Source organism: Rhodopseudomonas palustris, from assembly GCF_003591005.1.
In the GTDB taxonomy this organism is placed as follows: domain Bacteria; phylum Pseudomonadota; class Alphaproteobacteria; order Rhizobiales; family Xanthobacteraceae; genus Rhodopseudomonas; species Rhodopseudomonas palustris_K.
Map to the genome: position 1 here is coordinate 52,904 of NZ_QYYD01000007.1, position 21,749 is coordinate 74,652.

Genomic DNA, 21,749 nt, shown 5'->3' on the forward strand with positions numbered 1-21,749 from the left:
ACTCGGCCGGACCATTTCACCATGGCGCCGGCTTCGTCAATTCGGCGGTGTGCGGGGCGGGGTTTCAGGGGAGCCGATCCGATGCCGGTCTTTAGGATAGTGGCGGCCTCGCGTTGTGGCCGGGCCGCGGGCGCCGCCGCATGAGGCGTCTGATCCGCGCGGTTTTCTTGGTGCTGCTGCTGCTGCTCGTGGCGCCCTATGTACTGGCGCTGATGTACAGCGCCGGCCATCCGGTCTCCACCCTCATGATCTGGCGCAGCCTGACCGGCGCGGCCGTGACGCGCGACTGGATCGATATCGAGCGGATTTCGCCGGCGCTGCCGCGCAGCGTCGTCGCCTCCGAGGATGCCAAATTCTGCAGCCATCACGGCATCGACTGGGATTCGGTGCGTGACGTGATCGACGACATGCAGGACGGCGAAGCGACCCGCGGCGGCTCGACCATCACCCAGCAGGTCGCCAAGAACCTGTTCCTATGGCCGGGCCGCAGCGTGGTTCGCAAGGCGCTGGAGTTTCCGCTGGCGTTATGGATCGACTTCGTGCTGTCCAAGCAGCGCATCCTCGAACTGTATCTGAACATCGCCGAATGGGGTCCCGACGGCCAATTCGGTGCCGAAGCGGGCGCCGAATATGCGTTCGGCGGCTCGGCAGCCCGCCTCACTGCGCAGGAGGCGGCGCTGATGGCAGCGATCCTGCCCAATCCGCGGATCCGCAGCGCCAAAAAGCCCGGACCCGGCGTGCGCCGGTTGGCCGCGACCTACGTGGCGCGGGCCCGGTCCGCCGAACTGCAGGCGTGCTGGCGTGAAAATAGCGGAGCCTGAGGCGATTTAGGCCGCGCGGTGGTCTAGCCATTCTCCACAGCTTCCGTTATAAGCCCGGCCTTAGCTTTCCGCCTGCGCGCGAGTGCCGGGCCGTCCCGCCGTGGACGACGACATCAATCCCGTCAAGGATCAACGATATGGCCGTTCCGAGAAGAAAAACTTCGCCCTCGCGGCGTGGCATGCGCCGGTCGGCGGACGCGCTCAAGCGCCCGACCTACGCGGAAGACAAGGATTCCGGCGAACTGCGCCGCCCGCATCATCTCGACCTCAAGACCGGGATGTACAAGGGCCGCCAGGTCATCAAGAAGAAGGACGCCTGAGCCGCGCTCAGGTGTGATCGGCGCGGCCCCGCCGCGCCGACTTTCCGGGCCTGCCGACCAGATCGCTCGATGGCGATGCTGATCCGGCGGATGCGATCGCGGGGTTGCGTGGCCCGACCGGGTGCGACTCTCTGATGATCGCTGCCGACGCCCGAATCTGCTCCAACTGTTGCGTTAGAGAGTAGCTCGCGGCCACCCGAACGGGCGCGCCTCGGTAATGGTCTTTCTGAACAACAGGCTTTGCGGATGTCGATCATCGGTTTCCCGCTGCTGCTGATCCCGATCGCGATCTGCAACATCGTCATCTTCATGATGCCCGGCGTCGGTTTCGACGCGGTGCTGGCGCGTGTGCCGCTGCCCTCGGGCGCGGTGTGGACGATCAGCGGCGGCGACATGCTGGTCGCGTTCGGCGTGCTGTTGCTGCTCTTCGAAGTGATCAAGGCCGGCCGGCCCGGCGCCAGATATCTCACCGATCACCTGCTGTCGCTGCTGGTTCTGGCCGGCACCGTGGCCGAGTTCGTGATGCTGCCGCAGTTCGCCAACGCCACGGTGTTTCTGCTGGCGACGCTGATGCTGGTGGATTTCATCGCCGGCATTGCGCTGCGCCGCCGGCCGCAGCCACGTGCCGCGCGGCGAGCAGCGGTCATCTCGATCGAACCGGACGCCGCTTCGGCGGGACCGACTCCCGCTGTCGCCCTCCCCCCCGAACCGGTCAGCCCTTCAGGATCACCTCAAACACCGGTGTCGGCGGCTTCCACGTCGGCGGCTTCGATCGCCGAGGCTGTCCTGCTTGACCGCCCCGAACCGGTCGCGACGCCCGCCGGCTCCGCAAAAATGCCTTCGCCGACACTGCAGCCGGTCGGCGATTCTACCGGCGCTCAGCCGCCCCGCTGAAAATCCAACTTCGTTGTAAGATTAGGACATCCGGCGGGTGCGCCCGGTGGCGCAAACCAGAGCCGTTCGATAGGCCGCCGTGGCCTGGTCCGGCTCGGCGCCAAACAGGCCTCGGGTCTGCTGATAGCCGCCTTCGATGGCCATCAATTGTGCGATGAAATTTGCCGAGGGCCGCACCGGCCGGTCGGTGTAGCGCGTCCGAGATTGCGCCGGCGTCGCCGGCACTGGCATGGGCTCGATCAACTCGGCTTCGACGGCCTCGGCCGGTGGGAAGCCGCGAGTGTCGTCATCCTGCTCGATCCGGATGCCTGCCATCGTTGTTCAACCTGCACCGCTTCGGGACACTTGCCTCTCAACAAGAAGAGCTTCGCAAGTAGTATGCCCGATGGCCTCGTTCCGTTCCCTGGCCCAGGCCGAATTAGGTTTCCAGATTGTTAACGAACTCGGCCTAGCCTGAATAGTCTGGGGTAATCTATTCTGCGGTGGAGAGTTGATCTGGTCCCGTCCCGAAACGAGGCAGCTGTGTCAGCCGCGGATTCCATGTTCGACCAGAAGGCGGCGTCGGCAATTCGCCCGGAGCCATCCCGGATCCTGTCGGCGCTGGGGCAGGCTGCTTTCGTGTGGAATCTGGCCACCGACGCGCTGGCTTGGACCGACCGCGCGTCGGATCTGTTTCAGGACATCCCCGCCGATATCCTCGCGACCGGCAGCAGTTTCGCCACGCTGATCGAACCGTCGCGCACCATCCGCGCCGACGCCTTGCTGAACACCTTCGCTGCGGCGGGGAGCCGCTGCGTGCCGTACCGGATCGAGTACGGGGTGAGGGCCACAACGTCAGCGCCGATCACCTGGATTGAGGAAAGCGGCTGCTGGTACCCCGGTCCGGACGGACGCCCGGCCCGGGTCGAGGGTCTGGTCCGCATCAATAACGAACGTCACGCCCGCGACGAGCAACTGCTCAGGCTTTCACAGCACGATCCGCTGACCGGCGAACTCAACCGCACCCATTTGGTGGCGGCGCTTGCCGAAGCGATCGAGGAGGCGTCGCGCTTCCGCAACGGGCTGTGCTTCATGCTGATCGGCCTCGATCATTTGGCGCGGATCAACGATTCGTTCGGCTTCGACGTGGCCGACGAAGTGATCGCCACCATCGCGCAGCGAATCCGCGCACGGTTGCGTGCCGGCGATCAGTTCGGTCGCTTTTCCGGTAACAAGTTCGGACTGATCCTGAAGAACTGCACGGCGGACGATGCACAGGTCGCGGCCGAGCGTTTCCTCGCCGCGGCGCGCGACGAGATCGTGCCGACTCGCTCCGGCCCGGTGTCGGTGACGACGTCGATCGGCGGGGTGATCTCGCCACGCCATGCCCGCACCGCCGACGAAGCGATCAACCGCGCCCAGGAGGCGTTGTCCGCCGCCAAGCACCGCCGCAGCGGCACGCTGTCGATGTGGCGGCCGAACGTCGAGCGCGACGCCCAGCGCCGGGTCAACATCCGCGTCACCGACGAAATCGTCACCGCGCTCAACGAGCGCCGGATCGTGCTGGCCTACGAGCCCGTGGTCGATGCCGTGACCCGGGGGCCGGCTTTCCACGAATGCCTGGTCCGAATGATGCAGCACGATGGGCAGATGCTACTGGCGCCCGACATCGTGCCGGTGGCCGAGCGGCTCGGGCTGATCCGGCTGGTGGACCATCGCGTTCTTGAACTGGTGGTGGCCGAACTCGCCGCCGCGCCGCAGGCCACGTTGAGCCTGAACATTTCGCCCGACACCACGATGGACGCCGACTGGTGGGCCGGCATCGAGTCGCTGATACTGGCGCACCCCGGCGTCGCCGACCGGCTGATCGTCGAGATTACCGAGACTGTCGCGATCCAGGACATCAACGAGGTGCGGGGCTTCGTCACCCGGTTGAAGAAAGTCGGTGCCAGGATCGCGATCGATGATTTCGGCGCCGGCTACACCTCGTTCCGCAATTTGCGGAATCTCGGTGTCGACATCGTCAAGATCGACGGCGCCTTCGTGCAGAACATCTCCCGCTCCGCCGACGACCGCGCCTTTGTGCAGACGCTGATCGATCTGGCCCGCCGCCTCGGCATCAAGACGGTGGCCGAGTGGGTGCAGGACGACGAGTCCGCGCAACTACTCCGCGATTGGGGCTGCGACTACATCCAAGGCCGACTGATCGGTCTCGCCTCGGCGCACCGGCCATGGCACAGGCCGGACACGGCGGAGACCGCCGCGATCCGGGAGCGTGCCGCGAATTAGCTACCCATCCTTCTTGGGCTGTTCGATCGACATGCGGTCGAGCCGCTCCTGCATGTCCTTCATCTGCCGACGCAGATCGTCGATATTGTCGGCTTCGCGCGCCGGCTCGGCTGGCGTGGCTTCGCCCTCGACCTCGTGACCCGTCTTGCGCGGGACGAACATCGAGAAGGTCTGCTGAAACAGCTCCATGTTGCGGCGGACCGTTTCCTCGAGCGGCGCAAACGGCGTCATGCTCAAGGTCGAGCTCATCTGCTTGCGAAACTTCTCCTGCTCGCGGGTCAGTGAATCGATCGATTGCTCGAGATATTTGGGCACTACCATCTGCATGCTGTCGCCATAGAAGCGGATCAGCTGGCGCAGAAAGGTCGTCGGCAACAGGTTCTGTCCCGCCTTGTTTTCCTGTTCGAAAATGATCTGGGCGAGCACCGAACGGGTGATGTCGTCGCCGGTCTTGGCGTCGTAGACGAGGAAGTCTTCGCCGTCTTTGACCATCGACGCGAGGTCTTCGAGGGTCACGTAGGTACTGGTGCCGGTGTTGTAGAGCCGCCGGTTCGCGTATTTTTTGATTGTGGTTGGTTGGTCTGATTTCGCCATGGCACCCACACGCATGGAGGAAAGGAACCCGCCGCTCCCTGACGACGGGGCAGAGACGCAATGCAATAAAGTAAGCACTTCCAATGCGTTTCGGCTACAGTTTTGTGCGACAAGGCGAAACGGCGGGCACAGGGTGCCTTGAACCGCGGCGACGGCGTGACTTTATGAGCAGGAAAGCCACGTCCGCGATTGACACGCCGGGGCGGCATTCTCAGGATGGCCGCCGACGCTGGCCGATCCAACCGGCACCCGCCGTCCAAACAATTCGTTCAAACAACCCGAGCCCCAGGAGATGTCCATGTCGGACGATGTCGTCATCGTCAGCGCTGCCCGCACCGCTGTCGGAAGCTTCAACGGCGCCTTCGCCAATACGCCTGCGCATGACCTCGGCGCGGTCGCCATCAAGGCGGCGCTCGAACGCGCCGGCATCGAGCCGGGCCGCGTCTCCGAAGTCATCATGGGCCAGATCCTGACTGCCGCACAGGGCCAGAACCCGGCCCGGCAGGCGTCGATCGCCGCCGGCATTCCGGTCGAAAGCCCGGCCTGGGGCGTCAATCAGTTGTGCGGCTCCGGCCTGCGCACCGTCGCGCTCGGCTATCAGGCGCTGATGAACGGCGACTCCGACATCGTCGTCGCCGGCGGTCAGGAATCGATGAGCATGGCCCCGCATGCGCAGTATCTGCGCGGCGGCGTGAAGATGGGCGGCGTCGAGTTCATCGACACCATGATCAAGGATGGTCTATGGGACGCCTTCAACGGCTACCACATGGGCAACACCGCCGAGAACGTAGCGCGGCAGTACCAAATCACCCGGCAGCAGCAGGACGAATTTGCGGTCTCGTCGCAGCAGAAGGCCGAGGCGGCGCAGAAGGCCGGCAAGTTCAAGGACGAGATCGTCCCGGTGACGATCAAGACCCGCAAAGGCGACATCGTCGTCGACAGCGACGAGTATCCGCGCCATGGCGCGACCATCGAGGCGATGACCAAGCTGAAGCCCGCCTTCGAGAAGGACGGCACCGTCACCGCCGCGAATGCCTCGGGTATCAACGACGGCGCCGCTGCGGTCGTGCTGATGAAGGCGAGCCAAGCCGCCAAGGAAGGCAAGACGCCGCTGGCGCGCATCGTGTCGTGGGCGCACGCGGGCGTCGATCCGAAGATCATGGGCACCGGCCCGATCCCGGCGTCACGCGCCGCGCTGAAGAAGGCCGGTTGGAATATTTCTGATCTCGATCTGATCGAAGCCAACGAAGCATTCGCCGCGCAGGCCTGTGCGGTGAACAAGGATCTCGGCTGGGACGTCACGAAAGTGAACGTCAATGGCGGCGCGATTGCGATCGGTCATCCGGTCGGTGCGTCCGGCGCGCGCGTGCTGGTGACGTTGCTGCACGAGATGCAGAAGCGCGATTCGAAGAAGGGACTCGCGACGCTGTGCATCGGCGGCGGTATGGGAATCGCGATGTGCCTCGCGCGTGATTGAGGCATCATCACGCCGCTGCTGCGGCATGATGATGCAGTACGCGTAGCAAGGTGCAGTGCATCAACGAATGTTCAAACGCCCGGCAGATTGCCGGGCGTTTTTGCTTGATGTTCGATCGACGTGCGGATTTTATTCGAGGCGACACAATCGAAATCTACAAAGAATGAGCATTGCGGAGGGAATTAGAAATGGCGCGTGTGGCGTTGGTAACTGGGGGAACGCGCGGGATCGGTGCGGCGATCAGCAAGGCACTCAAGGCTGCAGGTCATGGCGTCGCCGCGACGTATGCGGGCAATGATTCGGCGGCGGCGCGCTTCAGGGATGAAACTGGTATTCCAGTATACAAGTGGGACGTGAGCTCGTTCGATGCGTGCGCGGCAGGCGTGAAGCAGGTCGAAGCCGATCTCGGGCCGGTCGACATTCTGATCAACAATGCCGGCATCACGCGCGACACCGCGTTTCACAAGATGACGCTCGAGCAGTGGAATGCGGTGATCAACACCAATCTCGGTTCGCTGTTCAACATGACCCGGCAGGTGATCGAAGGCATGCGGGCGCGCAAGTTCGGCCGCATCGTCAACATCTCGTCGATCAACGGCCAGAAGGGTCAATTCGGCCAGGTCAACTACTCGGCGGCGAAAGCCGGCGACATCGGCTTCACCAAAGCGCTGGCGCTGGAGAATGCGCGCGGCGGCATCACGGTGAACGCGATCTGCCCGGGCTACATCAATACCGAGATGGTGCAGGCGGTGCCGAAGGATGTGCTGGAAAAGGCAATCCTGCCGCTGATCCCGTGCAATCGGCTCGGCGAAGCCGACGAGATCGCCCGCGCGGTGGTGTTCCTCGCCGGCGAGGACGCCGGCTTCATCACCGGCTCGACGCTGACCATCAATGGCGGCCAGTACATGACGTGAGACGCGCGCCTCGTCGAATCCTGGAGGGCGGACCGGCGATCGGTCCGCCCTCGCCTTTTCAACCGCCAGCCAGCGAATCGACGATGACCCCGCGGACCGCAACGCTGATCGGGCTCTCCGCCATCCTGATGTGGTCGCTGCTCGCGGTACTCACGGTAGGCACCGGAACGATCCCGCCGTTTCAGCTGGCGGCGATGACCTTCGCGATCGGCGCGCTGGCGGCCGGAACGGGGTGGATCTTGCGCCCCGGAGCGCTCCGGGCGCTTCGGCAGCCGCCCATGGTCTGGGCGGTCGGTGTCGGCGGCCTGTTCGGCTACCATGCGCTGTATTTCGTCGCGCTGCGCCTTGCCCCGCCGGCCGAGGCCGGACTGCTGAACTATCTGTGGCCCTTGCTGATCGTGCTGTTCTCCTCGGCGCTGCCGGGCGAGCGGCTGAAGCTGCACCATATTGCCGGAGCACTGCTCGGGCTGGCCGGCACGGCGCTGCTGCTCGGCGGCGGCGCGGGGCTTGACCCAGCGCATTGGCCTGGGCTGGCAGCGGCCTTTGTGGCGGCCTTCGTCTGGGCGACCTATTCGGTGCTGTCGCGGCAGCTGAAAGCTGTGCCGACCGATGCGGTGGCGGGCTTTTGCCTGGCGACCGCGGTGCTCGCCGCATTGGTGCACGCCGCCATCGAAACCACGGCATGGCCGCAGAGCGCGGCGCAATGGCTGGCGATCCTAGCGCTCGGGATCGGTCCGGTGGGGGCGGCGTTCTACGCCTGGGATATCGGCATGAAGCGCGGTGACATCCGGGTGCTCGGCGCGGCCAGCTACGCGACGCCATTGCTGTCGACGACGTTTCTGATACTCGCCGGCTACGCTAACTCCACCGCCACGCTCGCGCTCGCCGCGCTGCTGATCGCCGGCGGCGGCCTGCTTGCCGCCAAGGATATGTTGATCCGCCGCGGATGAACGCTTCGGACACGAGAACGCGGAGCAGCGGGCCTCGCCTGCTGCTCCGCGTCTCTCCTGCGACCTGCGATTAGTAACGGTGCTTCTTGATCACCACGACGCGATCGGCATGGCGGTGATTGTGGCGGTGCCAGCCGCGATGATAGCCACGATCGTGGTGCCGCATCTCGGCGCGCGGACCGTCGCGATACACCTTCTTGATGACGGTGGTTTCAGCCGACGCGATCGAGGGCAATGCGATCACAGCGGCTGTCACGGCGGCAAGGGCAAGACCGAGCTTCATGAGTGTTCCTCCTGATTAAAATCGCAGAGAGAACACCAACACTGCCGTACCGTTCCGGGGGAACTCAGCCGAACCGCAGAAATCGGCTTCGGCGATCACTCCGCGGTTGTTCGCCTCACTGCTCGAGCAGCATCTGGCCATTGGCATATTCGAAGCGCTTCAGCTTCGACAGGAACGACAGCCCGAGCAGATTCTCCGACAGCGCCTCGTCGGGCAGCACCAGCGCATCGACGTCGCGCACGATCAATCCGCCGATGTCGAGCATGGCCAGCCGGGTCCGGGCCGCCTTGATCGTACCGTTGGCGGTGGAAACCTTGGCGGTGTAATCGGCCGGACGCGGTCGCAACCCGAACTGCGCCGCCGAGCGCTCGTTGAGGGCCACCACCGACGCGCCCGTATCGACCATGAAGCCGATGCGCTGGCCGTCGATCCGGCCGTCGGTCTGGAAATGGCCGCGCGCATCGCGCGGGATCGCCACGCTGCGCCCAGCGGTCTGCGCCATCGCGACGGTGGCATGCGGGGCAACACTCGCCTGCGCCGGCCCCGGCGTCATGCGGTCGGCCAACTGAGCCATCGCGGCACCGAGAACCGCAAACACCACGGCAATCATCAAGATGCTACGCATGACGCATACCCACACCAGCCAAAGCACGCGATTGGATCACGCGCGTGCGGCGCTCGCGACCGACGCGGGTGCCACCACTTGTTATTTTGACCAGAAGGGTGAGCAAAGGCTTAAAGCCCGCACCGGAACCGCGGCTCAGCCTGCGATTACGTCCCGCGCGGCTTGGCGCGGCGGGTCGGCGGCGCACTGGCCGGATCTTCCGGCCAGGGATGGCGCGGGTAGCGACCGCGCAGATCGGCCCGCACCCCCGCATAAGAGCCGCGCCAGAAACCCGGCAGGTCGCGGGTCACCTGCACAGGGCGATGCGCCGGTGACAGCAACTCGAGCACCAGCGCGACCTGGCCCCCGGCAACCGAGGGATGCGTCGTCAGGCCGAACAGCTCCTGCAGCCGCACCGCGATGGTCGGACCCTGCTCGGCCTCGTAGTCGATCGGCAGATGACTGCCGGTCGGCGCCTCGAAATGCGTCGGCGCCTCGCGGTCGAGCCGGTTGCGCAGCTCCCACGGCAGCAGGTTCATCAGCGCGTCCGACAAATCGGAGGCGGACACGTCCTTCAGTCCGGTCTTGTCAAACAGCGCCGGCACCAGCCACGCCTCACGCTGCGCGGCAAGGCCGTCGTCCGACAGGTCCGGCCACGGATCGCCTTCGGCCTTGCGCAGGAACATCACCCTTCCGCGCCATTGCTGCAGCTGCTTCGACCACGGCAGGCGATCGAGCCCGGCGGCAATCAACCCGTCGGCCAGCACCTGGGCAGTGTGCTCCGACGGCGTCAGCGCCAGCGGCGCTTCGGAGAGCGTGATGGCATGCAGCCCGCGCCGGCGCCGCGCCCGCAGCGCCATCGCGGCGCGGTCGAAGCTGACCTCGTCGGCGTCGCTGATCTGATCGCCGAAATGCCGCTCGATCTCGGCCAGCGTGATCGGTGCCGCCAGCAGGATGCGCCCCTGCGCTGCCGTGCCGGTCAGTTCCCCCACCGCCAGATACGGCGCCCGCGCCAGCGCCGAGGTTTGCTCAACACTGGCGCCCCGACCATTGGCCAGCACGAACGAGCCATTGCCGCGGTTCTTGGCGATGCGGTCCGGGAAGGCGAAAGCAAGCAGGACACCGGAGCTAAGCGCCTCTCCGGCCGACTCTCTCTGTGCGATACCACCTCGCCCCGAGCCGCGGCGTTGCTCCCCTCCCCCGTTGGGGGGGGGGGGGGGGGGGGGGGGGGCCCGGGGAGGGCGGGGCGGGGGGGCCCCCCCCCCCCCCCCCCCCCCCCCCCCCAGGGGGGGGGGGGCGGGGGGCGCCCCCCCCCCTCCCCGAGGAAGGCCTCGCCTGTGGCCACCCCCCACCCCGACCCTCCCCCGCAAGGGGGGAGGAAGAAGAGGACGCCGCGTCGCGCTTCGAGGATGAGGGCGAATTATCTTCTCTCGTCGCAGCCGCCTGCCTGGCCCATCGCTCGGCCATCTGCCGCGCGCTCATCGCGCGCTGCGAGCGGTCGCGGCGGAAATTGTCGCGGCGGGCGTCGAGATCGGCGCTGTCGCCGCCGAGGCCGCGCTCTGTCAACAGCGCGGCGATCTCGGCGGCCTCCCCGGCATGATCGAAGCGCGCCGCATCGACGATCATCCGCGCCAGCCGCGGCGGCAACGCCATCGCCCGCAGCGCCCGGCCCTCGTCGGTGATGCGGCGGTCCGCGTCGAGGGCGCCGAGCTCGCGCAGCAGCTCGCGCGCCTCCTTCAGCGCCGGTGCCGGCGGGGGATCGAGAAACGCCAGCGACGCCGGGTCGCTCACGCCCCATTGCGCCAGGTCGAGCAGCAGCGACGACAGATCGGCGCTGAGGATTTCCGGCTGGGTGTAGGCCGGCAGCGACGCGGTCTGCGGCTCGTCCCATAGCCGGTAGCAGACGCCCGGCTCGATGCGGCCGGCGCGGCCGCGGCGTTGGTCGACCGCGGCCCGCGAGGCCCGCACCGTCTCCAGCCGCGTCAGCCCGAGGTCCGGTTCGTAGCGCGGCACCCGGGCTAACCCGCAATCGACCACGATGCGCACGCCCTCGATGGTCAGCGAGGTCTCGGCGATAGAGGTCGCCAGCACCACCTTGCGCTGGCCCTTGGGGGCCGGCTGGATGGCGCGGTCCTGCACGGCGGCGTCGAGCGCCCCGAACAGCGGCACGATCTCGATCGACGCATCGTGCACGCGCTCGCGCAGCATGGTCTCGGTGCGGCGGATCTCCGCAGCTCCGGGGAGAAACGCCAGCACCGAGCCGGCATCGCTGCGCAGCGCCGCGGCGATCGCCTCGGCCATCTGCCGCTCCATCGGCGCGTCGCTGCGGCGGCCGAGATAGCGGGTTTCGACCGGAAACGCCCGGCCGCGGCTCTCGACCACCGGTGCATCGCCGAGCAATTCGGCGACGCGCGCGCCGTCGATGGTCGCCGACATCACCAGGATACGCAGATCTTCGCGCAGCCCTTGTTGCGCATCGCGCGCCAGCGCCAGGCCCAGATCGGCATCAAGGGACCGCTCATGAAACTCGTCGAACAGCACGGCGCCGACGCCGGTCAGTTCCGGGTCATCGAGGATCTGCCGCGTGAAGATGCCCTCGGTGACCACTTCGATCCGCGTGGCGCGCGAGACTTTCGAGCCGAACCGAACGCGGTAGCCGACGGTCTCGCCGGCCCGCTCGCCCAGAGTCTTCGCCATGCGTTCGGCAGAGGCGCGCGCGGCGATACGGCGCGGCTCCAGCACGATGATCTTCTTACCCTGCAGCCACGGCGCCTCGAGCAGCGCCAGCGGCACCCGCGTGGTTTTGCCGGCGCCGGGCGGCGCTACCAGCACAGCCGTGCTGCTCGCCTCGAGCGCGGCGGCGAGATCCCCGAGCGCGTCGTCGATCGGCAACGATGTGGCGAAGGTGCGGGGCAAGACTCACTCGTGGGCAGCGGAACGCGCGGATGGTTAACAGAAACCATAATCCGCAGCAAAACCGTCGCAGGTCTTTCGGTCCCAGAAACCCGGCACATTCCTTGATCGGCGCAACACTAACGCAACCGATCCCGCGGAAGATGCGTCCGAGCCGCATCAGACAGGAACAGCGATGACCGCGAACGGCACACATGCTCCCGCCCGCATGCACGGCGACCGGATCGACTGGGTCGACTACGCCAAGGGCATCTGCATCATCATGGTGGTGATGATGCATTCGGTGCTGGGCGTCGAAGCCGCGGCCGGCCAGACCAGCTTCATGCACTACGTGGTCGAGTTCGCCAAACCATTCCGGATGCCGGACTTCTTCCTGATCTCTGGCCTGTTCCTGGCGGTGGTGATCGACCGCGACTGGCGGACCTACCTGGACCGCAAGGTCGTGCACTTCGCTTACTTCTACGTGCTGTGGGTGACGATCCAGTTCGCCTTCAAGGCGCCCTCCTTCGCGGCCGAGATGGGCTGGGCGGGCGTGGCAAAGCTCTACGCGCTGTCCTTCATCGATCCGTTCGGCACGCTATGGTTCATCTATCTGCTGCCGATTTTCTTCGTCGTCGCCAAGGCGACGCGCGGCCTGCCGCCGCTCTTGGTGTGGGGCGTCGCGGCGCTGCTGGAGTCGCTGCATCTGCAGACCGGCTGGATGGTGCCGGACGAGTTCTGCGCGCGGTTCTTCTATTTCTACACCGGCTATCTGTGCGCCCGGCACGTCTTCGCGTTCTCGGACGCGGCGCGTGCCCGGCCGGCGCTGGCGCTCGGCGGGCTCGCCGCCTGGGCCGTGATCAACGCCGCACTGGTGCATGTCGGGCTCAGCGAATGGCCAGTGATCTCGCTGCTGCTCGGGCTCGCCGGCGCCGGCGCCATCATCGCCACCGGCACGCTGCTGGCGCAGAAGCGCTGGCTCGACGGGCTGCGGTTCTGCGGCGAGCATTCGATCGTGATCTATCTGGCGTTCTTCCTGCCGATGGCGATCAGCCGGTCGCTGCTGCTGAAATTCGGCGGCTTCCTCGACCTCGGCGTGATTGCACTCCTGGTCAACATCGCCGGCGTGGTCGGCGCGCTGCTGATCTGGTGGCTGGCGCTGAAGACCGGCGCCCGCTTCCTGTTCGAACGCCCCGATGCGTTCTGGATCGCGCCGAGGAAGAAGGCGACGCGGCTGCAGGCGGCGGAGTAGCGGTCGAGGCAATCCAAAGTAAGCGTCATCCGGAGAGCCCGGCCGGAAACTAAGGCCGAATTCTCAGCCAAATTTTTCAGCCGGGTAGTTTGCTCACAATCTCCGTCATGGCCGGGCTTGTCCCGGCCATCCACGCCTTTTCTGCATTTACGGCCGTAAGGCGTGGATGCCCGGCACAAGGCCGGGCATGACGCGTGGATAGAAAGGTGCCTACTTTCAAAGGGCGTATTTCCGGTCAGGCTCTGAGGTGCCGCCGCGCAGCGGCGGCCTCGAAGGATGGGCCTACAAGCGCACGTGGTAGTCATCCTTCGAGGCGCGCCGAAGAGGGCGCTCACCTCAGGATGACGGACACGCTGCTTGTTAGCGCACCACTCTCACCGCCACACATCCGCCTGTACCACTGCGTCCTCGCGCCAGGCTTCGCGCGCGGCCTTGTTGGCCATCCAGTTCGGCAGGAAGGTCAGCGCCTCGTCGAGGATGTGCGGTGTGTGCAAGCCCGGCGAGTATTCCAGCGCGCGCTTATAGTATTCCTTCAGCGCCGGCTTGAAGGTCGGGTGCGCGCAGTTCTCGATGATCACCTTGGCGCGCTGTTTGGGCGACAGGCCGCGCAGATCGGCGAGGCCCTGCTCGGTGACGATGACCTGGACGTCGTGCTCGGTATGGTCGACATGCGACGCCATCGGCACGATGCAGGAGATCTTGCCGCCCTTGGCGGCCGACGGCGTCATGAAGAACGATAGATAGGAGTTGCGGGCGAAATCGCCCGAGCCGCCGATGCCGTTCATGATGCTGGTGCCCATGATGTGAGTCGAATTGACGTTACCGTAGATGTCGGCCTCGATCAGCCCGTTCATGGCGATCACACCGAGCCGGCGGATCACCTCCGGATGGTTGGAGATCTCCTGCGGCCGCAGCACGATGCGCTCACGATAAAAATCGAGGTTGCGGAGGAATTCGTCATAGCCGTCCGGTGACAGCGACAGCGCGGTTGCCGAAGCATGGGTCAGCTTGCCCTTGCGCAACAACTGCAGCATGCCGTCCTGCAGTACTTCCGTGTAGGCGGTCAGGTTGTCGAACGGTCCCTCCTCGAGGCCAGCCATCACCGCGTTGGCGACGTTGCCGACGCCGGACTGCAGCGGCAGCAAATTCGGCGGCAGCCGCCCCTTCTTCACCTCATGGCCGAGGAAGTCGAGGATGTGGCCGGCGATCGCCTGCGAGCTTTCATCCGGCGCGGAGAAGGCCGAATTGCGGTCCGGCAGATTGGTCTCGACGATGGCGACGATCTTGGAGGGATCGCAGCGCAGATACGGCTCGCCGATGCGATCGCCGGAAGCAACGATCGGAATCGGTTTGCGATGCGGCGGCAGCTGCGTGCCGTAGTACACGTCGTGCATGCCCTCGAGGCGAAGGTCCTGCCAGGCGTTGACTTCGAGGATCACCTTGTCGGCGAGATCGAGCCAGGTCTTGTTGTTGCCGATCGAGGACGACGGGATCAGGCTGCCGTCCTCGCGGATGCCGGCGACCTCGACGATGGCGATATCGAGCTTGCCGAGAAAGCCGAACCAGACGTGCTGGGCGACGTGAGACAGATGGATGTCGATGTATTCCATCCGGCCCGCGTTGATGCGTTTGCGGCAGGTCGGATCGGACTGATACGGCAGCCGCATCTCGATGCCGTCGACCTTGGCGAGCGCGCCGTCGAGCTCGGGCGCGGTCGAGGCGCCGGTCCAGACCGAGACCTTGAATTTCTGACCGCGGGCGTGGTGGGCGTTGATACGCTCTGCGAGCGCCAGCGGGAGCAGTTTCGGATAGCCCGACCCAGTGAAGCCGCTCATCCCGACATTCGCGCCGGACGGAATCTGCGCAGCGGCGTCGGCCGCGGTCATGACCTTGGCACGGAGGTGAGGAGCAAGCACGCGAGAGCTGGGAAGGACCATCACGGTTCTTTCTGTTTGGCTGGGCGCCGTCACGGGAGTGATCCGATTCGTCTAGCCGCTCCGCTGAAAAGCACCATCCGACCTATGGCTGACGGCGCGGCCGGGTCGAACGATAGTTTGACGACCGGCCGGCGACTGCGGTGACGGCACTGCGGCCCAGTGGCGGTGCCGCTTTTTTTTGCGTGGGTTTCTAACACCCACCCGAGAACCGGCCAAATCACGCGGCAGCGATGAAGCAGCAGGTGTTGGTATGCGACAATCGCAGTGCTGGTTCGCTTTGAATGCAAGGAGACGTTTGGCGGGACCTTGGTGGACGCGAGCGCCGATGTGGGACGGATGATTATCCGAGGTGCGATTGATCGGCGATGAGCCAGCTCTGCTACCGATGGGAGTGGCTCTACGACCCGGTCGTAGTGCCCCCTTCAAACTTGAAAACCTCCGGCAGGGCATTGCCGGAGGTTTCTTGGAGGTATTACATTTGGAAAGAAGTCCTGGCGATCTCCTTCGCTGCCACCGGCGACTCTGCGCCGATGGTGGAATTATAGGCATCGATTGATTGACTTCAATAGCTGACTTACTCATCGACTGGCCGAATATTGAGCAATGGCGTCCCCAACCGAGAGATGGTGCAGGATTTAAAGGGTCAGCTGACGCGTTGATCGTCAGACCCCTGCGGGATGTTTCTGCGGCTGAGTTCCTACGCCCACGCGCAGACAATGATAACAGCCCATACGCGACAAAACCCCGGCGGTTGCCCGCCAGGGTTCAGTCGCTTCACCGCTAGGAGCGGATCAGAAGGTGCGCTGAGCGCGGAGGTTGCCGCTCCAGACGCCCTGATCCTTGTACTCATAGATCGCGCCGGGAGGCTTGGTAGCGCCCGGTGCGGTCAGCACGACAAGACCGCTATTGGCTTGATCCAGATAGGTGTACATGAACTCACCCGAGAAGGTGAGGTTCTTGACCGGATTCCAGCGCGTAATGGCGCCGATCTGGGCAATCCGGATGTCCGGATTGTATGGACTGCCGAACGCTGTGGAGATCAAAGCGGTCGCGTTGGAGTTGAAGTCCACCGAGCTGTACGACCCGAACACCGATGTCGACCAGGAGGGGCTCCAGTTGTGGTTGAAGGCACCACGCACGCCCCAGGCAGTCGTCTTTTGGATGTTGGTGCCGACGATGTTGTTCAGGCCGCCGAACACGCCGTCAGGTGAGCCGCCGAACGCGATGCTCTGATACACGCCCGGAATTCCCGAGCTGCCGTAGATCGCGAACGAATTCGGGCTGACGCCGCCGATCACGTAGCGGGTGGCGCCGTTTGAATAGGTCGCGGTGATGTTGAAGCTGTCGCCCGGTCCGGTCGGCAGGTTTTTGAGGGACAGGGCGCCCTGCACCGCGTAGCCCCAGGTATCGCTCGGGTGACCGGAGGTCTCGAGCGAGGGGGTGTAGTAGCTGGCGCGGACCTGGTGCGCCGCTGCCGACACCTGGAACAGGCCCCAGGCCTGGTCGACGCGGATCTGTCCGACGATATCCGGGACCGCGACGCCGGCATAAGAGTTGGTGCCGAATACGCCGGCCGGATAGGCGGCATTGATCTGGGCGGCAGTCAGGCCCGGGTTGCTGGTGTTGTACAGGCCGGATTGCAAATAGCTCGACGGATCTTCCAGCGAAATCGCGGCCGACACGCCGTTGCCGAACTGGGCGGTGTAGGAAATCTGGTTGATGCCGGTGACGTCGTCGTAGCCGCCGATCAGGAACGAGGTGTTGTTGCCCGGATAGCCGGTCCAGGGCGTGTCGAACTGCGACACCGCCTTACCAAAGGTGAAGCCGGCGAACTGGATGAATGCGTAGTAGACGCCGAGCGTGCCACCTGCGACCGCGTCACCCGAGGTCCAGTTGAAGGTCGCATCGAAATAGGTGCGGACCAGGCCGTACTCGGTCGCGGTGCGGGTATCGATGTTGATATCCTGACGCGAGCGGAAGATGAAATTGTTGGCCAGACGGTTCTTCTGGCCGGCGTTGCCGGCCCACGCCGGCGCGTTATAGGCGCTCGAGCCGTATAGTGTGACGTCGGCGCGCAGATAGCCGCCGAGCTTGATGCAGGTGTCTGTGCCCGGAATGTAGTAGAAGCCCGCTCCGTAGATCGAGCAGATCTTGACGTATTCGACGGCCTTGGCCTTCAGCGGAAGATCCGCCGCTTGGGCGCTGCCGTACGCCAGCAGCGCCGCCGTCGAAGCCAGCGCCAGTGTTTTGATCGGTGCGGCTTTGATCAGTGCGGTTTTGATCAGTATCGTTTTGATCGATGTCATCACAGCCCTCCAGAGCAATTAGCGAGAAGGTCCGACCCTGCAGGTCATAGCCTCAAGGCGACCCTGTACTTCGATGAGTGCCGGCTGTTGCGAGCCGATCACACGTCTCAACGGGACGATATTTGTGCCCCACCCGTCTGCACCGGATCATGGTTGATTTTATTAGCTGATGGAAATTCTTTATCTAATCAGCTAATTGATTGCCGATCGCCGTTGTATTTGCGCAACAGGCATACATTCGCCGCGTACCAATTGCCGGATATGCCGCGGCCACGCCGAATTGCCAGACGTATCAGCCCGGACGCCGTCCCGCATTGCTGCCTTGGGCGAAAGTCGCGCAGCTAACCCGTCTGGCCCACTCTGATCCGACTTGACGACGCAGTGCCGCGGCTGGCATCTCACCCGCCTCATTCTGGTACCAATGTTTGAGATAGAAACTGATGTGCAAAAGGTGATATGGTCCGCCATCGGATTGACCCGGAGGATGAATGCCCAGGAAGGCGAAGCTTGGTTTGGCGGTGCGATCGTCTGCGGTCGACGCCGTCACGGCCCGTGAGTTCAGCACGATCATCGGCAGCCTGGCTGTCCATCTTGATGAGATTCGGCACTATCGCGCCGGTAGTCTTGGTATCAGCGGTCCGCAATTCGCGATCCTGACGACCATTCAGCGCCTGGACGAGGGCGATGGAGTCTCGGTTCGTCATGTCGCGGGGGCGCTGCATGTCGATTCGTCATTCATCACCACCCAGTCCAAGTTGCTGGAGAAGAAGGGCCTGCTCGGCCGGCAGGCCGACGAAGCGGACGCTCGTGTGGTCAAGCTGTTCCTGACCGACAAGGCCAAGAAGCAGATCGCCGGCCTCGCGGCTGGTGAGCGCGCCCTCAACGCTTTCATCTTTGCCGGCCTGACCAACGATGCCGTCGCCGAACTCACCGACCAGCTCACCGAGCTGAGCGGCCAGCTGGAAAAAGCCTGCTTGAAGATTGCCGGCGGCTTCTGAGCCGGGCCAGGGTGTCAGCCGATACGCTCGCGAAGCCGGTCGCGCACCCAATCCAGAATTGATCCGACCTGCACCCGCGACTTCGCGCCGCCGAGATCGACAAGTTTGCCGCCCGCGTCTCCAGAAACCCGGGGCAGTCTGGACACCAGCAGCTCCTGTGCATGCGCCGGATCGATATCCTTGGCGCGGCGGAGCGGGATCAAGGTCGGGCACGGCATTGCCAGCCCGAACGGCGGCGCCACGTCATCGAGCGGCATGGGCGACGGCCAGGAATGACTGCTGGCCCAGCGCTCCCACAATCCGCCGTCGCACACCGCCGCTGCGGCGCGGCCGTCGAAAGCGACACCGCGCGCCACCAGCGACGATGCGCTGCCATCGCCCATCACGGCAATGCGCGCCGGATCGATCCCGGGCTCGTCGGCCAGGTGATCGATCAGCGCCGAGATGCAGGTCTCCGGACGGATCGACCGGCGCAGCGTCGGCGCCGCTGGGTCGCCGAGGTCGGCACAGAGCAGCGCCAGCCCACGCGCGCGCGACGGCCTCGCCATCAATCGAAAGAGAGCTTCCTTGCTGCGGGTCTCGCCGATGCAGATAATACCCGGCGTCCCGGTCGGTTCAGCGGATCCGGGCGGCAGATAGTAGGCCTGGAGCTCCGCATCCTCGCGCCAGCTTACCGTAACGACGCGAGCGGGCGGACCAAACCGCGTCAGGAACGCGCTAATGCGTTCGGCTTTGCCCGGTTGATCGGGGCCCGGCGTGTTGCACAATAACAGCTCCAGCAAATAACAATGAAAACAACTGCTCAAAATTGCTGACTAGCTCATCCAACAATATCAGGACGTGTCAATTCCCCTGTAGGCGCAGGCGGAGCGAGCGGGTTGGCGACGGTCCTTGCCGCCGGCGCGGCAGCGGATCCGGTGGTGGGGCTAACGCCGAGCCAATCAGCAGGCAGCAGGTCGCGCTCGGCGATTGAGGAGACCGGCGCCCTCAGGGGTCGCTGCCGTGGCCGAAAATGGTGCCCCTGGCCGGGATCGAACCAGCACTCCTTGCGGAACTCGATTTTGAGTCGAGCGCGTCTACCAGTTCCGCCACAGGGGCCCGCGCCGCCGGACCAGCCGGTTGCGAAGCGGCCGGGACTATAGCGGCCGGGAAATCGGGGTCAACCCGGCGGAGCTGCCGGCGCCGGCGCTCCTACACCTCGGTTTGATCGGCGACGATCTCGACAGCCGGCGGGCGCCGCGATACGACCCCGGAACTGGAGATCACCGTGACGGCTCGTCCTGTCGACCCCTATCATATCGGCGCACGTCTCGACCGCGGCACCCGCGTCGCCCAGAACGTCGCGTTGGCTTATGCGGTGATCGCCGCGGCCGCGCTCGGCGGCGCATGGTATTTCCAGCTCGCGCTCGACTTGCAGCCGTGCCCGCTCTGCCTCGAACAGCGCTACGCCTATTATGCGGCCGTTCCGCTGGCGGCCTTGGTGGCCTTTGCCGCAAAGCGGGAGACGCCGGTGTCGCTGCTGCTTGCGGGCCTTGCGGTGCTGGCCCTGCTGGCGCTCGGCAATGCCGGGCTCGCCGCCTACCATGCCGGCGTCGAATGGAAGTTCTGGCCCGGGCCAAGCGATTGCAGCGGGCCGGTGCTGGATCTGAGCAAGGCCGGCAGCCTGCTGGATCAGCTGGACAAGGTGAAGGTGGTGCGCTGCGACGAGGTGCAGTGGAAGTTTCTCGGCCTGTCGCTGGCCGGCTACAACGTGCTGCTGTCGCTCGGGCTGGCGGCGCTTGCCGGCTGGGGCATCCTCCAGATCCGGCGCTGATCGCGGCCACACGCAAGCCCTCAACCCGGCTGCCCCTTCCGGAACAATGTTCCATACGGCGCGTTGTCATGTGTCGTCACTCAGGCGGTCGGTACGAACGCTCATCACAGCTTTCGTGTATGGCTGACAACTCGCGTCCCGTGACCGCTCCAGAATCGACAGCGATATGCCTACCGAACAGAGGCCGGTTTATCCGACAGCCTCCGATACCTCGCACGATCATCTTCAGGACGAACTTCCCTACCGCCGCCGTCAGCAGGCTCTCCTGCGCGAATTCGGAACGGCCGCGCTTCAGACGCGCGATTTTCAGCAGATTCTGCGGCAGGCCGCCAATCTCAGCGCGCGTGGCTCGGGATGCGCCTACGCCAAGGTTCTTGAATACGATCCGGGCGGAAAGCGCCTGGTGGTGCGTGCCGGGATCGGCTGGCCCGCCGGCACGATAGATCACGTGTCGCTCGGCGCCGACATCGAGTCACCCGCCGGCTATGCGTTTCAGACCGGGCAATCGGTTATTTCCAATCATCTGCAGAAAGAGACGCGTTTCCGGACGCCGAAACTTCTGGCCGACCACGGCATCCGGCGTGCCATCAACGTCCTGATCCGACGCGGCGGCGAGGGCAACACACCGTTCGGGATTCTCGAGGCGGACAGTCCCGATCCGGGGCAGTTCGACGATGCCGATGCAGACTTTCTCGCCGGCTTCGCCGGTCTGCTCGGCATCGCCATCGAACGCCAGCATGCCGATGCGAAGCTTCAGGCCGCGCTCGACCACGAGGAGTTGCTGACGCGGGAAATGAGCCATCGGGTCAAGAACAGCCTGACATCGGTGGTCGGCCTGCTCCGCGTCCAGGCCCGCAGTTCGGACTCGGCCGACGTCAAAAGCGCGCTGGAAAATGCAGCAATGCGCGTCGCCTCGATCGCGGAGGTGCACGATCATCTGTGGCGTGGCAGCAAGGTCGGCTTCGTCGATCTGTCCGATTTCGTCGGCCATCTTTGCAAGAATCTGCAGAGTTCGGCGCCGGAACACACGCTTCAATCCCGGTCCGACCCAATCATCCTGTCCGCCGACAAGGCGATACCTTTGGGTCTGCTGGTCAACGAGCTGGTCACCAACGCCGTCAAATACGCCTATGTCGACGGGCCTGGGGTGATCCGGATGGACGCCCGGGAGATCAACGGCCACCTGCTCGTCGAGATTTCCGATGAAGGCGCCGGTCTGCCCGACGAATTCGACATCAATCAGCCGCGTAAGAGCCTCGGCTTCCGGGTCATCATCGGCCTGGTGCGACAATTGATGGGCGAACTCACGATCTCGAAGAACATCCCCCAGGGTGCGCTTTTCACCATCAAATTCCCGCTCGACCCGCCGTGAGGAACACGTGATGCACGAATGCACGTCACCTTCCTGGCCCCGCGCCATCCGCCA

At 65.0% G+C, this 21,749-nt stretch carries 18 protein-coding genes, 1 tRNA gene and 1 pseudogene; 11 read left to right on the forward strand and 9 right to left on the reverse strand.

The window, feature by feature from the left end:
* Positions 1-140 precede the first annotated feature (140 nt).
* The 3 genes from mtgA to D4Q52_RS08440 all read left to right on the forward strand — a co-directional run bounded on the left by mtgA (position 141) and on the right by D4Q52_RS08440 (position 2,035).
* Positions 141-821, forward strand: a complete 681-nt coding sequence (gene mtgA / locus D4Q52_RS08430) for a monofunctional biosynthetic peptidoglycan transglycosylase (protein ID WP_119856231.1) — start codon at positions 141-143, stop codon at positions 819-821.
* A 137-nt stretch (positions 822-958) separates the two neighbouring features.
* Positions 959-1,141, forward strand: coding sequence for a 50S ribosomal protein L32 (gene rpmF, locus D4Q52_RS08435; protein WP_011439415.1), 183 nt, complete (start codon positions 959-961; stop codon positions 1,139-1,141).
* 246 nt (positions 1,142-1,387) lie between these two features.
* Positions 1,388-2,035 carry a hypothetical protein gene (locus D4Q52_RS08440; protein WP_119856108.1) on the forward strand — a complete coding sequence of 216 codons (648 nt, stop codon included), beginning with the start codon at positions 1,388-1,390 and terminating at the stop codon, positions 2,033-2,035.
* Positions 2,036-2,056: 21 nt separating this feature from the next.
* On the opposite strand, the gene D4Q52_RS08445 is transcribed toward D4Q52_RS08440, so the two are convergent.
* Entirely contained in the window at positions 2,057-2,350 is a 294-nt protein-coding gene (locus tag D4Q52_RS08445) for a hypothetical protein (protein WP_119856109.1), read from the reverse strand.
* Between the two features lie 225 nt (positions 2,351-2,575).
* Between D4Q52_RS08445 and D4Q52_RS08450 the strand changes: the two genes are divergently transcribed.
* Positions 2,576-4,303, forward strand: a complete 1,728-nt coding sequence (locus tag D4Q52_RS08450; protein ID WP_119856110.1) for a putative bifunctional diguanylate cyclase/phosphodiesterase — start codon at positions 2,576-2,578, stop codon at positions 4,301-4,303.
* Here D4Q52_RS08450 and phaR read toward each other — a convergent pair whose 3' ends face one another.
* Entirely contained in the window at positions 4,304-4,897 is a 594-nt protein-coding gene (gene phaR, locus D4Q52_RS08455; RefSeq protein WP_119856111.1) for a polyhydroxyalkanoate synthesis repressor PhaR, read from the reverse strand.
* 298 nt (positions 4,898-5,195) lie between these two features.
* Here phaR and D4Q52_RS08460 point away from each other — a divergent pair, with 298 nt between their 5' ends.
* The 3 genes from D4Q52_RS08460 (at position 5,196) to D4Q52_RS08470 (ending at position 8,238) form a co-directional block, all read left to right on the forward strand.
* Entirely contained in the window at positions 5,196-6,374 is a 1,179-nt protein-coding gene (locus tag D4Q52_RS08460; RefSeq protein WP_119856232.1) for an acetyl-CoA C-acetyltransferase, read from the forward strand.
* Positions 6,375-6,562: 188 nt separating this feature from the next.
* Positions 6,563-7,288 (forward strand): acetoacetyl-CoA reductase, encoded by a 726-nt coding sequence (gene phbB / locus D4Q52_RS08465; protein WP_119856112.1) that lies wholly within the window; start codon positions 6,563-6,565, stop codon positions 7,286-7,288.
* Positions 7,289-7,371: 83 nt separating this feature from the next.
* Complete coding sequence (locus D4Q52_RS08470) at positions 7,372-8,238, forward strand: DMT family transporter (RefSeq protein ID WP_119856113.1); 867 nt, start codon at positions 7,372-7,374, stop codon at positions 8,236-8,238.
* A 70-nt stretch (positions 8,239-8,308) separates the two neighbouring features.
* Here the strand turns inward: D4Q52_RS08470 and D4Q52_RS08475 are convergent, their stop codons facing one another.
* From D4Q52_RS08475 to hrpB, 3 genes and pseudogenes are all read right to left on the reverse strand, one after another.
* Entirely contained in the window at positions 8,309-8,521 is a 213-nt protein-coding gene (locus D4Q52_RS08475) for a hypothetical protein (protein WP_119856114.1), read from the reverse strand.
* Positions 8,522-8,636: 115 nt separating this feature from the next.
* A complete protein-coding gene (locus tag D4Q52_RS08480) occupies positions 8,637-9,146 on the reverse strand; it encodes a TIGR02281 family clan AA aspartic protease (protein WP_119856115.1) in 510 nt (169 codons plus the stop codon).
* A gap of 146 nt (positions 9,147-9,292) precedes the next feature.
* Positions 9,293-12,041: pseudogene (hrpB, locus tag D4Q52_RS08485) on the reverse strand (ATP-dependent helicase HrpB).
* 172 nt (positions 12,042-12,213) lie between these two features.
* Between hrpB and D4Q52_RS08490 the strand changes: the two are divergent.
* Positions 12,214-13,269: an acyltransferase family protein gene (locus D4Q52_RS08490; protein WP_119856116.1), complete on the forward strand. Its 1,056-nt coding sequence runs from the start codon at positions 12,214-12,216 to the stop codon at positions 13,267-13,269.
* A 374-nt stretch (positions 13,270-13,643) separates the two neighbouring features.
* Here D4Q52_RS08490 and D4Q52_RS08495 read toward each other — a convergent pair whose 3' ends face one another.
* Positions 13,644-15,206, reverse strand: a complete 1,563-nt coding sequence (locus tag D4Q52_RS08495) for an acetyl-CoA hydrolase/transferase family protein (protein WP_119856233.1) — start codon at positions 15,204-15,206, stop codon at positions 13,644-13,646.
* 791 nt (positions 15,207-15,997) lie between these two features.
* A complete protein-coding gene (locus tag D4Q52_RS08505; protein WP_119856118.1) occupies positions 15,998-17,512 on the reverse strand; it encodes a porin in 1,515 nt (504 codons plus the stop codon).
* Positions 17,513-18,000: 488 nt separating this feature from the next.
* Between D4Q52_RS08505 and D4Q52_RS08510 the strand changes: the two genes are divergently transcribed.
* Positions 18,001-18,510: a MarR family winged helix-turn-helix transcriptional regulator gene (locus D4Q52_RS08510; RefSeq protein WP_119856119.1), complete on the forward strand. Its 510-nt coding sequence runs from the start codon at positions 18,001-18,003 to the stop codon at positions 18,508-18,510.
* A gap of 14 nt (positions 18,511-18,524) precedes the next feature.
* Here D4Q52_RS08510 and D4Q52_RS08515 read toward each other — a convergent pair whose 3' ends face one another.
* Positions 18,525-19,292 (reverse strand): alpha/beta hydrolase family protein, encoded by a 768-nt coding sequence (locus tag D4Q52_RS08515; RefSeq protein WP_119856120.1) that lies wholly within the window; start codon positions 19,290-19,292, stop codon positions 18,525-18,527.
* A 231-nt stretch (positions 19,293-19,523) separates the two neighbouring features.
* A tRNA-Leu gene (locus D4Q52_RS08520) sits at positions 19,524-19,608 on the reverse strand.
* A 169-nt stretch (positions 19,609-19,777) separates the two neighbouring features.
* On the opposite strand from D4Q52_RS08520, the gene D4Q52_RS08525 reads away from it, so the two are divergent.
* Positions 19,778-20,323 carry a disulfide bond formation protein B gene (locus D4Q52_RS08525; protein ID WP_425328464.1) on the forward strand — a complete coding sequence of 182 codons (546 nt, stop codon included), beginning with the start codon at positions 19,778-19,780 and terminating at the stop codon, positions 20,321-20,323.
* Positions 20,324-20,489: 166 nt separating this feature from the next.
* Positions 20,490-21,695: a sensor histidine kinase gene (locus D4Q52_RS08530; RefSeq protein ID WP_119856121.1), complete on the forward strand. Its 1,206-nt coding sequence runs from the start codon at positions 20,490-20,492 to the stop codon at positions 21,693-21,695.
* The last annotated feature ends 54 nt before the right edge of the window (positions 21,696-21,749 follow it).

Coding starts and splice junctions, on each gene's coding strand:
- D4Q52_RS08480 (WP_119856115.1), bottom strand. CDS start 9,146: ATGCGTAGCATCTTGATGATTGCCGTGGTGTTTGCGGTTCTCGGTGCC.
- rpmF (WP_011439415.1), top strand. CDS start 959: ATGGCCGTTCCGAGAAGAAAAACTTCGCCCTCGCGGCGTGGCATGCGC.
- D4Q52_RS08470 (WP_119856113.1), top strand. CDS start 7,372: ATGACCCCGCGGACCGCAACGCTGATCGGGCTCTCCGCCATCCTGATG.
- D4Q52_RS08440 (WP_119856108.1), top strand. CDS start 1,388: ATGTCGATCATCGGTTTCCCGCTGCTGCTGATCCCGATCGCGATCTGC.
- D4Q52_RS08510 (WP_119856119.1), top strand. CDS start 18,001: ATGCCCAGGAAGGCGAAGCTTGGTTTGGCGGTGCGATCGTCTGCGGTC.
- D4Q52_RS08445 (WP_119856109.1), bottom strand. CDS start 2,350: ATGGCAGGCATCCGGATCGAGCAGGATGACGACACTCGCGGCTTCCCA.
- D4Q52_RS08460 (WP_119856232.1), top strand. CDS start 5,196: ATGTCGGACGATGTCGTCATCGTCAGCGCTGCCCGCACCGCTGTCGGA.
- D4Q52_RS08450 (WP_119856110.1), top strand. CDS start 2,576: ATGTTCGACCAGAAGGCGGCGTCGGCAATTCGCCCGGAGCCATCCCGG.
- D4Q52_RS08530 (WP_119856121.1), top strand. CDS start 20,490: ATGCCTACCGAACAGAGGCCGGTTTATCCGACAGCCTCCGATACCTCG.
- phbB (WP_119856112.1), top strand. CDS start 6,563: ATGGCGCGTGTGGCGTTGGTAACTGGGGGAACGCGCGGGATCGGTGCG.
- mtgA (WP_119856231.1), top strand. CDS start 141: ATGAGGCGTCTGATCCGCGCGGTTTTCTTGGTGCTGCTGCTGCTGCTC.
- D4Q52_RS08505 (WP_119856118.1), bottom strand. CDS start 17,512: ATGACATCGATCAAAACGATACTGATCAAAACCGCACTGATCAAAGCC.
- D4Q52_RS08475 (WP_119856114.1), bottom strand. CDS start 8,521: ATGAAGCTCGGTCTTGCCCTTGCCGCCGTGACAGCCGCTGTGATCGCA.
- D4Q52_RS08490 (WP_119856116.1), top strand. CDS start 12,214: ATGACCGCGAACGGCACACATGCTCCCGCCCGCATGCACGGCGACCGG.
- phaR (WP_119856111.1), bottom strand. CDS start 4,897: ATGGCGAAATCAGACCAACCAACCACAATCAAAAAATACGCGAACCGG.
- D4Q52_RS08495 (WP_119856233.1), bottom strand. CDS start 15,206: ATGGTCCTTCCCAGCTCTCGCGTGCTTGCTCCTCACCTCCGTGCCAAG.